Raw genomic sequence first — 12,840 nt, 5'->3', positions numbered from 1 at the left:
AATAACAAAATCCTAAACGGCAGACCGTTTAGGATTTGATCAGCATTAAGGCAGGATGTCGGGCTGCTGCTGTGTGACTGGCTTGGCTGCCGCTTTCTCGCTCACCTTGCGTTTTCTGAACGCAAGATAAGAAATCAGAACGATTCCCGTGATGACGCCTGTCAGCAGCAGCTCGTCTCTCATGGAATCAATAAACGCCATAGATACTAAAATTCCGCAGATGGCGATGATGGTCAAGTAGGTTAGGAAAGGAAAGAGCCACATTTTGATCTTCAATGCTTCCGGGTTTGTTTTTTCGAGTTTTTTTCGCATTCTCAGCTGGGAAACAGCGATGACGAGATAGACGAGCAAAGCAATGGCGCCTGATGAGTTCACTAAGAATAAAAAGACTGTGTCCGGTGAAAAGTAGTTCATTACGACCGCGATATAAGAGAAAAATGTTCCGGCGACAATGGCTTGTACGGGAACGCCTTTTTTGCTCAATTTCATAAAACGGCGCGGCGCTTCGTTTCTTTCTGCGAGTGAATACAGCATTCTGGATGTGGTGTACAAACCTGAATTCAGGCAAGAGAGTACGGCTGTGAGGACGATAAAGTTCATAATCTGCGCGGCTGCCGGCACTCCAATATGCTCAAGTACAGCGACGAAAGGGCTTTCTAATATATTCGCTGAATTCCAAGGCAAAAGCGCCACAACAACGGCGATAGAGCCAACGTAAAAGACGATGATGCGCCATACAACGGATCGGGTCGCTTTTGTCACGGATTCGATTGGGTTGGATGTTTCTCCCGCTGCAATGGCAACAATTTCTGTTCCCATAAAGGAGAAGATGACAACAACAATGCCGAGCAATACGGAGCTGATGCCTTCCGGGAAAAATCCGCCTTTGCCTGTAATATTGGATAAACCGACTGGTTCACTGCCTGGCGCAAAGCCAAAAATAAAGGCAAAACCAACGATTAGAAAAGCGATGATGGTAACAACTTTAATGAGGGAGAACCAATATTCGAACTCACCGAATGACTTAACGGAGTAGATATTTGTCAGGGTGAGCAAGATCGTCAAGATCAAACTTGTCAGCCATAGCGGAATATCTTGGTACCAGTATTGAATAATGCCTGCGCCGGCGATTGCTTCGATCGCGATCACAATCACCCAGAAAAACCAATACAGCCATCCGATTGTAAATCCTGCCCACGGTCCGATGGCATCGTGAGCGTATTGAGAAAACGATCCGCTTGTCGGGTTTACGGCAGACATCTCACCGAGCATTCTCATGATAAAAATCACCAATAATCCGGCTAACGCGTAAGAAATAATGGCACCGGGCCCAGTAGAGTGAATCACTGAACCGCTGCCTACAAATAGGCCGGCTCCGATCACGCCGGCGATCGAAATCATTGTCATATGGCGGGTCTTTAATTCTTTTTTTAATCCTGATTGAGACTGGTTCATAGGTTGCCTCCTTTAAGAATGAAGTCATTACTGAATATTATGATAATTGAAACTCTATCATAAATATACAGTTTGTCGAAAATTCGTGTAAGAAAATATAACAGCTTATTTCAAATTTGTAGTGTTTTGTTGGCGATGTTTTCAGCAGATATGCTTGGAATAAAAGAAAAAATGTTCCGTTAATTATTCATTTTTGCAGTTTGGTATAATTTTAAAAATATGGAAGGCTGCCAGAAGCGTTGGCATCATTGAAATTGAAGGGATTTTCAGATGAGAAAATAAATTGGTTTAGAGAAAAAGTGTTCTATCGTCACTATTTTTCTGTGGCTGGTGAATCATGTTTCTGTAGACCCACTGCGGTTCAGCTTTGTATCATAATAATAGGAATACACGTGCGGAGAGGAGGTTTTGTATGGAGAGATATGATGAACTGAAAAAGGGAGAATCCGGGGCGCTGGTCAGCATTGCCGCGTATCTTGTCCTGTCCGCGATTAAGCTGATTATCGGTTATCTTTTTCACTCGGAAGCACTTACGGCAGACGGGTTAAATAACACAACTGACATTATTGCTTCTGTTGCTGTGCTGATCGGCCTGCGTATCTCTCAAAAGCCTCCTGATGAAGATCATCCATACGGCCACTTCCGTGCGGAAACAATTGCATCACTTATCGCATCGTTTATTATGATGGTTGTCGGACTGCAAGTGCTATTCAGCGCCGGAGAATCTATTTTTTCTGCTAAACAAGAGACGCCGGATATGATTGCGGCTTGGACGGCAGCGGGCGGGGCAGCCCTGATGCTTGTGGTCTACCAGTACAATAAAAGGCTGGCCAAAAAGGTGAAGAGCCAGGCGCTCCTTGCCGCAGCTGCTGATAATAAATCAGATGCGTTTGTCAGTATCGGCACGTTTATCGGAATTATAGCAGCGCAATTCCACCTTGCTTGGATTGATACTGTGACGGCGTTTGTGATCGGTCTTCTCATTTGCAAAACGGCATGGGACATTTTTAAAGAATCATCTCACTCATTGACAGATGGCTTCGACGTAAAGGACATTTCGGCTTATAAACAGACGATCGAAAAGGTCTCCGGAGTGAGCCGGTTAAAAGACATTAAAGCGAGATACTTGGGCAGTACGGTTTACGTAGATGTGGTAGTTGAGGTATCGGCAGATTTAAATATTACGGAAAGCCACGATATTGCCAATGAAATTGAGCGGAGAATGAAGGAGGAGCATGCAATTGATTATTCGCATGTTCATATGGAGCCTTTAGAACGCAAATAATTGAGCTTCCTGTCACAGGAAGCTTTTTTTGTGTGTTTTGGCCTGCTTTTATTGGAAACAATTTGCTAGAATCGTTTTTTTATACAGATTGTTTTTTGTGGTAAAGTTAGGTTACGATATGATGAATTTTGTAGATGACTAGGAGGAAAAGAATGGCATATCATGAAGACCTGCATCCTTTGCTGGGGAAAGCAGTTGACCATATTAATAGAGTAATGGTTGGAAAACGAGACATCGCCATACTCAGTTTAGCAGCCATTCTTGCCAAAGGGCATGTGCTGCTTGAGGATGTGCCCGGAGTCGGAAAAACGATGATGGTCCGCGCACTGGCAAAGTCAATCGGCGCCGACTTCAAAAGAATCCAGTTCACTCCGGATTTGCTGCCATCTGATGTAACAGGCGTATCCATCTATAATGCGAAAACGATGGAATTTGAATACCGTCCTGGCCCGATTATGGGAAATATTGTGCTTGCCGATGAAATCAACCGTACCTCTCCGAAGACACAGTCTGCTTTGCTTGAAGCGATGGAAGAGGGAAGCGTAACGGTAGATGGCCATACGATGCCGCTTGCCGCCCCGTTTTTTGTGATGGCAACGCAAAACCCGGTCGAATATGAAGGGACCTATCCTTTGCCGGAAGCCCAGCTTGACCGTTTTTTATTCAAACTCCGCATGGGTTATCCGTCCTTTAATGAGGAACTGGACGTCTTATCTCTTCAGGAAAAAAGCCATCCGATTGAGACACTTGAACCGGTTATTACAAAAGAAGACTTCATCCGTTTGCAGCGGGAAGTTCAAAATGTCCGCGCTGATGACAGCATAAAAGAATATATTGTTGAAATTGTGCAGAAAACGAGACAGCATGTCTCTGTTCAATTAGGCGTCAGTCCGCGCGGATCAATCGCTCTAATGAAAGCGGCCCAAGCATACGCGCTGCTGCATCATCGCGACTATGTCATTCCGGATGATATTCAATATTTGGCTCCTTTTACGCTTCCGCACCGGATGCTGCTGCAGCCAGAGGCGAAATTTGAAGGGATCCAGGCAGAAACGATTGTACGGGAGATCATGTCAACTGTGAAGGTACCGGTTCAAAGGTCGTCGATCCGCTGATGAAGAAGAAATTGCAATGGCTGGTATATGGATGGAAGCTGATTGTATTAACGTTATTGACGGGTGCTGTTTTTTCCTACGCAATGTTTCAGGGCGGCTTTGTCAGCTGGTTTTTGTTTTACGCATTTCTCCCTTTTGTGGTGTATGCCGGGCTTCTGGCGCTGTACCCACTCCGATCTTTTCAGGCTTCACGGCAAATGGCCAAAACACAATTGCATGCGGGGGACAAGCTGGGCGTGTCGGTAACGCTGAGAAGAAAGCTGCCGTTTCCCCTGATGTATATGGTGATTGAAGATTGCCTGCCAGAAGGAATCGAGTCATTGAACCGAGACGAAGCCGCGGCCAAACGGCTCGTTTTTCCTTGGTTTAAACGGAGTATGACAATGTCGTATGAATTAGATCGGGTACCGCGCGGGGAGCATCATTTTCATGCTGTCAGGGTGCGGACCGGGGATGTTCTCGGCCTGATTGAAAAAACAGCTTTTTATGAGCTGGAAGACACCTTGTTTGTTTATCCATCCTTTCAGCGTCTTCCTTATCAGGTGAATGAGAAGCATCAGGAAGACGGGGTAAGCGGTTCTTCTCCGATTCATCAGCACCCTTCCGCAGTCGCAGCAAGTGTGCGGAATTATCAGCCGGGAGACCGGTTTGCTGCACTAGATTGGAAGACTTCTGCACGGCGAAACCAGCTGATGACGAAGGAATTTGAACCGTCTCGAAGCAAAAACCTGTTTCTTCTGATGGACCGATTTTCCTCGGAAGCATTCGAAGAGGTCGTTTCTGTGACAGCTTCGATTCTTCATTCTGTTTTAAAAAACGGCGCGGGGGCAGGCTTGGCCTCAGTCGGAAAGGAAAAAAACATTTTTCCTATTCAGGAGGGGGAGCAGCATTTTAAGCACATGCTTCGTCATTTAGCCGTCGCTCATTGTGATGCGGCTGACCCGGTAAGCCGATATGTACGGGAGGAGCTGGGGAAGCCGTCTGTTCGCCAGGCTGACAAAGTGATCGTCACGGGACAGTTCACGGAAGATTTGCTGAACATAGCAGAAATCGGGGGCGGCCGGGTGACAGTGATACTGGCAAAAGAGAAAGCTGCTGAGCTTTCTCAAGCTGAAAACGTCATGATCGAACGCATGATGAAACGTCAAATCAGAGTTCAGGTCATGAGGTGCGGACAAGTTTCGCGTGTTGTTTAGAAAGAGAGGTGACGGGTGCACATGCCGCACGATGACCAGAAGGGAAGCCGTTTGAGCTTGCTGTTATTTTATTTTCTGGCGTTTTTATTGCTGTGGGAGTGGCTCAGGCCGCTTGACAGTTTTACAGATACGAAACATACGGGCTTTTTTATTGTGTTTATCGGCTTGACGTTTCTGCTGACCTTTTTCAGGATGAGGTGGTTTGTCACCGTTCCTTTTTGTGTCATATTTACGTTGATCTCGATACACATCCTGTTTTATCAAGGATCTATATTTGACTTGAGCTGGGTCAGCTCTTTTTTTAAGGATGTCTATTTGAATATCACGCTGATTCAATCAGGGCAATGGAATGACATGATTCCTTCGTTTCGGACCCTGCTGTTTTTTGTGCTGCTGTGGCTGCTGGTCTATCTCCTTCATTATTGGGTGATTTACCAGAGAAGAATCTTGTTTTTCTTTATGATGACAGTAGCGTATATTACGATTCTTGATACCTTTACACCATATGACGCCACTTTTGCCGTCATCCGTATCGTGCTGATCGGCTTCTTTATGCTGGGTCTTTTATACTTAGAACGCATCAAGCTGATGGAAAGAATCAAACTGTCAAAAACATCTGTCTTGAAATGGTTTCTTCCTTTATCTGTATTGATTTTGGCTGCGGTGGGATTCGGACTTTCCGCTCCGAAATCAGATCCGGCTTGGCCTGATCCGGTGCCTTTCCTCAAAAAAATCACCAATCAAGACCGTGTGTCGGCTGGAGAAAGCAAAATCGGATACGGGAACCATGATGAATCACTCGGCGGCCCGTTTCAGCAGGATAATACCCCTGTTTTTACATGGCAAGGAAAAGAGCGAACGTATTTCCGCGTGGAAACGAAGGATACGTATACAGGAAAAGGCTGGATTGAAACAGACACAGGCATGTCATATCAGCTAAGCGGAGGAAAAGTTGAAAATCTGTGGTTTGACCACAAGGTTTCGACAGAGCGCAGCACCGTCCGAGTAAAAGTCGATGATCACTACGGGTATAACCATGTGATGTATCCGATCGGTGCGGTAACCATTCAGCCAAAGCAGGCTGTCTCACTTGAAATGAACGGGAACACGGAACAAATTTCTCCGATCAGTGAACAAGCCGGTGAGATCAGAAATATGGGAAGCTATACAGTAACGTACAATTCTCCGGTCTACAAGCTGGATGAGCTGAGAAAGGTAAAAGTGAGAAACAACAGTGAGGAATACACATTCAGCGACCGCTATATGCAACTGCCGGATTCACTGCCTGAGCGGGTGAGAACTCTTGCGATCGAGCTGACCCAGGATCACGATAATATGTTTGATAAGGTGAAAGCAGTTGAGGAATACTTAGGATCAAATGAGTTCACATATGAAACAGAAAACGTGACCATCCCTAAGAATGATGAGGATTATGTCGATCAATTTCTGTTTGAAACAAAGATGGGCTACTGTGACAACTTTTCTTCCGCTATGGTGGTGCTCCTGCGTTCGGCCGGCATTCCAGCCCGCTGGGTAAAGGGGTATACGTCCGGCGAATATAAAGAAGCAGGAAACAAAAACGGCAGCATCTACGAAGTGACAAATAACAACGCCCATTCCTGGGTAGAGGTGTATTTCCCGGAACAGGGCTGGGTCACATTTGAGCCGACTAAAGGGTTTACAAATCCGGCTGAGTTTACTTCTACTGACACAAAGGATTCCGGCAGCGAGAGCAGCAGCTCGCCGGAGAAAACAAAAGAGGAGCAGAAAGAAGAGAAAAAACAGCCGGGAAAAGAGGAAAAACAAAAGGAAAAACGGGAGCCAGTTGGTTCTGAAAAGCCGTCCGCTTCACATGCAAATGCCGGTGCAGGATGGTATGTAGCGCTTGCACTTCTTGCAGTCCTCCTGTTGGCAGCGGTATTGCTGTATGTTTTCCGTTCGTTATGGATGCCTGTTTTCGTGGTGAGAAAATTGAAGCGGCGCAGCGATCAGCACGTGTTTTTTGAAGCATATGGCGCTCTCCTGAAACAGATGAAGAGAAGAGGACTGCCGAAACAAGGCAGTGAAACGCTGCGTGATTATGCGAAACGAATCGATGGAAAACATGGCTCAGAAGACATGTCAAAGCTGACATCAAGCTATGAACGGGCGCTATACAGAAATGAAGATTCGGCGAAGCTTTGGAATGAATCCAGAGAGTTATGGGAAAATTTAATTAAAAGAAGATGGTCTTGACCGCTTATCAACGTGTTGTTAGAATTAGTGAATATTATCGGAGTCTGGGAGCGAGTTGCCGGACTCCGGCAAACGGCCTTGCCAAAGAGGGCGGAGCGGCTTCATATCTGTCCTCGTTTTTTTCTGTGTCAAAAAACTTAGAGGAGATTAGGTGACAACCATGACAAAGTTAGTGAATGAAATGATTCTTGTCCTTGATTTCGGCAGTCAGTATAACCAGCTGATTACACGCCGTATCCGTGAATTCGGGGTATACAGCGAGCTGCATCCCCATACATTGACGGCTGAAGAAATTAAAGAAATGAATCCAAAAGGAATTATTTTATCCGGCGGTCCAAACAGTGTGTATGATGAAAACTCTTTCCGCTGTGATGAGAAAATCTTCGAGCTTGATATTCCTGTTTTAGGAATTTGCTACGGCATGCAGCTGATGACCCATTACCTTGGCGGTAAAGTTGAAGCGGCAAGCCAGCGTGAATACGGAAAAGCAAACATCCGTATCGAAGGCACACCTGATTTGTTCAAAGATCTTCCGAACGAACAAGTGGTTTGGATGAGCCACGGCGATTTGGTTGTAGAAGTTCCTGAAGGCTTCACTGTTGACGCGACAAGCCATCACTGCCCGAACTCAGCGATGAGCAAAGCGGACAAAAAATGGTACGGCGTTCAGTTCCACCCGGAAGTGCGCCACTCTGAATACGGCAATGATCTTCTGAAAAACTTTGTATTCGGCGTTTGTGATTGTGAAGGCAAATGGTCAATGGAGAACTTTATTGAAATTGAAATGCAAAAAATCCGTGAAACGGTCGGAGACAAGCAGGTTCTTTGCGCGCTAAGCGGCGGCGTTGATTCCTCTGTTGTTGCTGTTTTGATTCATAAAGCGATCGGCGACCAGCTGACTTGTATCTTTGTAGACCATGGTCTTCTCCGTAAAGGCGAGGCCGAAGGTGTTATGAAAACATTCAGCGAAGGCTTTAACATGAACGTGATTAAAGTAGACGCAAAAGACAGGTTCTTAAATAAACTAAAAGGCGTTTCTGATCCTGAGCAAAAACGCAAAATCATCGGTAATGAATTCATTTACGTGTTCGATGATGAAGCGGACAAGCTCAAAGGCATCGACTACCTTGCACAAGGAACGCTTTACACAGATATCATCGAGAGCGGTACTGCAACGGCGCAAACGATCAAATCTCACCACAATGTCGGCGGGCTTCCTGAAGACATGCAGTTTGAACTGATCGAGCCGTTAAACACGCTCTTCAAAGACGAAGTGCGCGCGCTTGGCACAGAGCTCGGCATTCCTGATGAAATCGTATGGCGCCAGCCTTTCCCAGGACCGGGACTCGGAATCCGCGTTCTCGGCGAAGTAACAGAAGAAAAACTGGAAATCGTTCGTGAATCAGATGCGATTTTGCGTGAAGAAGTTGCAAATCACGGGTTAGAGCGTGATATCTGGCAATACTTCACTGTTCTTCCTGACATCCGCAGCGTTGGTGTTATGGGTGACGCGAGAACATATGATTACACAATCGGAATCCGCGCCGTTACATCAATCGACGGCATGACATCTGACTGGGCGCGTATCCCGTGGGATGTGCTTGAAGTCATTTCTACACGTATCGTGAATGAAGTGAAGCATATTAACCGCGTGGTGTATGATATTACAAGTAAGCCGCCTGCGACGATTGAGTGGGAGTAAGTAAATAGCTAATAGAAAAACGTCCCTTTTATAAAAGGGGCGTTTTTTTGTTAACTTTTTGAAACCGTTTCGGCAGTTTTCATATCTAACAACATAGGAGGTGGATAAGGTGAAGGAAGAAAGATTGATTACAAAGGCGAGAAAAGGAAATGCTCGGGCCTTTGAAAAGCTTATGATGGCACATCAGGAGACTTTATACAAAACAGCCTATCTCTATTTAAGGAATAAAGAAGATGCACTTGATGCTGTACAGGAAACGGCTTATAAAGCTTTTATCAGTATAGAAAAATTAAAAGAGCCAAAGTACTTTTTAACGTGGCTTACTCGAATACTGATTCATTCCATTTTTGCCATGAATAAAAAGAAAGGAGAATTGGTCCCATTTGAGAAACATCATGATACTGGAACCGATCAAGCAAATATTGAGGAATACATAGATTTGCGAAATGCGATTGATTCACTTGATGAACATGTTCAGCTCACGATTCAGCTATATTATTTTCAAGATTATTCGATTTCAATGATAGCTGAACAAACAGGAATGGCAGAAGGCACGATTAAAACACATTTACATAGAGCGAGAAAAGCATTGAAACAGGAGCTGGAAAAGGAGGATCAAAACATATGGACAAACACCAAGTGAAGCAGATATTTGATGACATAGAAGTGCCAAAGAAAGAGCTAAAAAAAGCAATACATCAAGCTGTCGTCCGTGCTGAAAATGAAAATAACACAAGGCGCCGTTTTAAATGGGGACGAACAATTACAAATGGAATCGCTGTTGCTGCTGTGGTATGTATACTGTATTTAACGTCCGGTCTTTTTCTGCCATCTGTAAACAAAGCGATGGGAAGCATACCCATTGTCGGCCAAATTTATAAGGAGTTTCAAGATAAAGTTGGCCTATCATTGTTTAAAAGCAATTTGGTCACAGCTCTGAATCAAAAAGCTGAGTCAAGGGGAATCACTGTGTCTGTAAACAGCTCCTATTACGATGCCGGACAGCTTGTCTATAATTTCACTGTTGATAACTTCCAGTCTGATGAAAAAGAGATCAGCTATAATGTGGACGAAGCGAATTTTAACGACAATGTTTCAATCAACTATGATTCCTTAATGCTCAAAAAATTAAATAACAAACAATACGCAGGACAATTAAGGATTTATACAAATGGTACTGAAATAAAAAATGGGGATACCGTGCCTTTTGTTATTACTCATATCAATGAAATACAGGGAAATTGGAGATTTAAACTGCCTATTACCAAAAAGAATGCGAACTATTTAGAAAGCTCAAAAGTTGTATCGGCTTATCATAATCGTTATCAATTTTCCAATATTCAAGTGGAAAACGGGAAACTTGGATCTGTCCTTCAATTTACAATAGATTATCAAGGCATAGCAAAGCATGATACGGTTGAAATTAACGAAGTCAAAGATGATTTAGGAAACACATATGAGATGTCAGCGTCAAACATCGAACTTGGAGAACGCAAAAAAGTAAACGAGAGAACGGTAAGAGCAAAAGGCCAAACACAGTTAAAATCACCAATCAATCCAAAAGCGAAAAAGCTAACATTAATAGCAGATATTAGATCTGAGGCTGAGGGTAGTGAAATAGTCCCGCTAAATGCAGGGATGCCGTATCGTCTTTCTGAAACAAAACATCAAAACATAGGGATTGAAATCAAGAACATTAAACAAGAAGGGAGGAAAGTATTGGTTCATTACCGCTTCACAGGAGTTGATACTTCAAGTATGTCAAAAGATGACTTAGTGAATATAGGTGAAATGATTGGCCTTGGTGATATGAAAAAAATGCAATCATGGTCTGATCCAATGGCTTATTATGAAGAAGGTTATTATTTGAAATGGAATAAAGCTGAAGTGCAAAATATGGACACAGCCGAAATGCTATCTACTTTTGAACTGGATGACGCATATCTTGATAAGCTGTCTTTAAAGCATTTTGAGTTTAATGAATACGGTCTGTATATTGATAAAGGCGTTTTAAATGACCTGATTCAACTAAAGCCATTCTCGTTTACTGTACCAGTGCATCAGGTGAGTCAGCCTACAAGATAAAATCATTTTTAGTTGAAAAACCGTATGAAGTCATACATACGGTTTTTATCATTGTTGCCAATTTAGTCAATAGACGAATAAACCAATTTTTTTAATAAGTAATGTTCGTTGTTTATATTGTCAATTCAAAATGAAGTTGGTACAATAGACACAGAAATCAAATAAGATGAATTCGTATAATCGCGGGGATATGGCTCGCAAGTCTCTACCAAGCTACCGTAAATGGCTTGACTACGTAAACATTTCTTTCGTTTGATATAAATAAAACACGTTTATTTATTCAAACTGAAACCCGTCTGTAGTCAAGCGTCCCAAAATGTATTGGGGCGTTTTTTATTTGGCGTTTTCAGGGCAGGATAAATAGCAAAGAGTGAAGGGAGTCAAATAGCTTGAAAAAGTTTTTTCAGTTTGATGAGCTGGGCACCAGCTATCGCAATGAAATCATTGGCGGATTAACGACTTTTTTATCTATGGCATATATTTTGTTCGTCAATCCGATTACGCTTGCTTTGGAGAGCGTGAAAGATTTTCCGGAGGCGCTGAGAATTGACCAAGGTGCGGTCTTTACAGCGACAGCGCTGGCGTCAGCAGCAGGCTGTATCTTAATGGGATTGATAGCGAGATATCCGATTGCCATCGCGCCCGGTATGGGGCTGAACGCGTTTTTTGCGTTTTCTGTCGTCCTCGGTATGGGCATTTCATGGCAGGCAGCTTTGTCTGGTGTTTTTATTTCAGGTCTTATTTTCGTTGCTCTTTCTTTAACAGGTTTTCGTGAAAAAATCATCAACGCCATTCCGCCTGAGCTTAAATTGGCAGTCGGCGCGGGTATCGGCCTGTTTATTACATTTGTTGGATTACAAGGTTCAGGAATCATTACAGCGAATCCTTCTACACTCGTCACCATCGGAAACATTCACAGCGGCCCTGTGCTGTTAACGATTTTCGGTGTGATTGTAACGGTTATTTTAATGGTGCTTCGCGTTAACGCAGGCGTGTTTATCGGGATGCTGTTAACAGCGGTGGCCGGCATGATTTTCGGTTTGGTTCCGGTTCCGACTCAAATCATCGGCAGTGTGCCGAGCCTTGCGCCGACTTTCGGACAAGCATGGATTCACCTGCCGGATATTTTCTCCGTCCAAATGCTGATCGTCATTTTAACTTTCTTGTTTGTCGGTTTTTTTGATACAGCGGGTACACTTGTTGCTGTGGCGACTCAAGCTGGTTTAATGAAGGAAAACAAATTGCCGCGTGCGGGCCGTGCGCTTTTAGCTGATTCATCTTCCATTGTAATCGGTGCCGTGCTTGGTACGTCTACTACAACCTCTTACGTTGAATCAAGCTCAGGTGTCGCTGCGGGTGCCCGTTCAGGATTTGCGGCTATTGTAACAGGTATTCTCTTTTTACTGGCTACGTTTTTCTCACCGCTTCTGTCAGTCGTTACATCAAATGTAACAGCTCCGGCGCTGATCATTGTCGGTGCATTGATGGTGGCGCCGCTTGGCAAAATCGCTTGGGATAAGTTCGAGGTGGCCGTTCCTGCTTTCCTTACCATGATCATGATGCCGTTAACGTACAGCATTGCGACTGGGATTGCCATCGGATTTATTTTCTACCCGATTACGATGGTGTGCAAAGGAAAAGCCAAAGAGGTTCATCCGATCATGTACGGACTGTTTGCCGTATTTATCCTGTACTTTATCTTCTTAAAATAAGGAATGAAAACCAGCTGCCGGTGCAGCTGGTTTTTTTGTTGCAAAAGGTAAAACC

At 44.1% G+C, this 12,840-nt stretch carries 9 protein-coding genes and 1 riboswitch; of the genes, 8 read left to right on the top strand and 1 reads right to left on the bottom strand.

The features are described from left to right. Positions 1 to 45 precede the first annotated feature (45 nt). Positions 46 to 1,455 (bottom strand): GABA permease, encoded by a 1,410-nt coding sequence (gene gabP / locus BSI_RS06410; protein WP_004397738.1) that lies wholly within the window; start codon positions 1,453 to 1,455, stop codon positions 46 to 48. 412 nt (positions 1,456 to 1,867) lie between these two features. Here gabP and mneS point away from each other — a divergent pair, with 412 nt between their 5' ends. The 8 genes from mneS to pbuG all read left to right on the top strand — a co-directional run bounded on the left by mneS (position 1,868) and on the right by pbuG (position 12,785). Then, complete coding sequence (gene mneS / locus BSI_RS06415) at positions 1,868 to 2,740, top strand: manganese transporter MneS (RefSeq protein WP_004397737.1); 873 nt, start codon at positions 1,868 to 1,870, stop codon at positions 2,738 to 2,740. 152 nt (positions 2,741 to 2,892) lie between these two features. Continuing rightward, entirely contained in the window at positions 2,893 to 3,855 is a 963-nt protein-coding gene (locus tag BSI_RS06420; RefSeq protein WP_004397736.1) for an AAA family ATPase, read from the top strand. Beyond that, on the top strand, positions 3,855 to 5,051 hold the full coding sequence (locus tag BSI_RS06425) for a DUF58 domain-containing protein (RefSeq protein WP_004397735.1): 1,197 nt from the start codon (positions 3,855 to 3,857) through the stop codon (positions 5,049 to 5,051). The genes BSI_RS06420 and BSI_RS06425 overlap by 1 nt, the downstream gene beginning before the upstream one ends. Positions 5,052 to 5,072: 21 nt before the next feature. Further along, positions 5,073 to 7,286: a DUF4129 domain-containing transglutaminase family protein gene (locus BSI_RS06430; protein WP_004397734.1), complete on the top strand. Its 2,214-nt coding sequence runs from the start codon at positions 5,073 to 5,075 to the stop codon at positions 7,284 to 7,286. Between the two features lie 160 nt (positions 7,287 to 7,446). Then, positions 7,447 to 8,988: a glutamine-hydrolyzing GMP synthase gene (guaA, locus tag BSI_RS06435; protein WP_019257661.1), complete on the top strand. Its 1,542-nt coding sequence runs from the start codon at positions 7,447 to 7,449 to the stop codon at positions 8,986 to 8,988. Positions 8,989 to 9,097: 109 nt separating this feature from the next. After that, positions 9,098 to 9,631: a sigma-70 family RNA polymerase sigma factor gene (locus BSI_RS06440; protein ID WP_004397732.1), complete on the top strand. Its 534-nt coding sequence runs from the start codon at positions 9,098 to 9,100 to the stop codon at positions 9,629 to 9,631. After that, positions 9,613 to 11,073 (top strand): DUF4179 domain-containing protein, encoded by a 1,461-nt coding sequence (locus tag BSI_RS06445; protein ID WP_004397731.1) that lies wholly within the window; start codon positions 9,613 to 9,615, stop codon positions 11,071 to 11,073. Before BSI_RS06440 ends, BSI_RS06445 begins: the two co-directional genes overlap by 19 nt. Before the next feature lie 152 nt (positions 11,074 to 11,225). Next, a riboswitch (purine riboswitch) is annotated at positions 11,226 to 11,327 on the top strand. 135 nt (positions 11,328 to 11,462) lie between these two features. Next, positions 11,463 to 12,785, top strand: coding sequence for a hypoxanthine/guanine permease PbuG (pbuG, locus tag BSI_RS06450; protein WP_004397730.1), 1,323 nt, complete (start codon positions 11,463 to 11,465; stop codon positions 12,783 to 12,785). Positions 12,786 to 12,840: the final 55 nt, after the last annotated feature.

Origin of the sequence: Bacillus inaquosorum KCTC 13429 (genome assembly GCF_000332645.1) — a bacterium.
Taxonomy (GTDB): domain Bacteria; phylum Bacillota; class Bacilli; order Bacillales; family Bacillaceae; genus Bacillus; species Bacillus inaquosorum.
The sequence above is the reverse complement of the archived record's forward strand: the minus strand, read 5'-3'. Positions and strand labels throughout refer to the sequence as shown.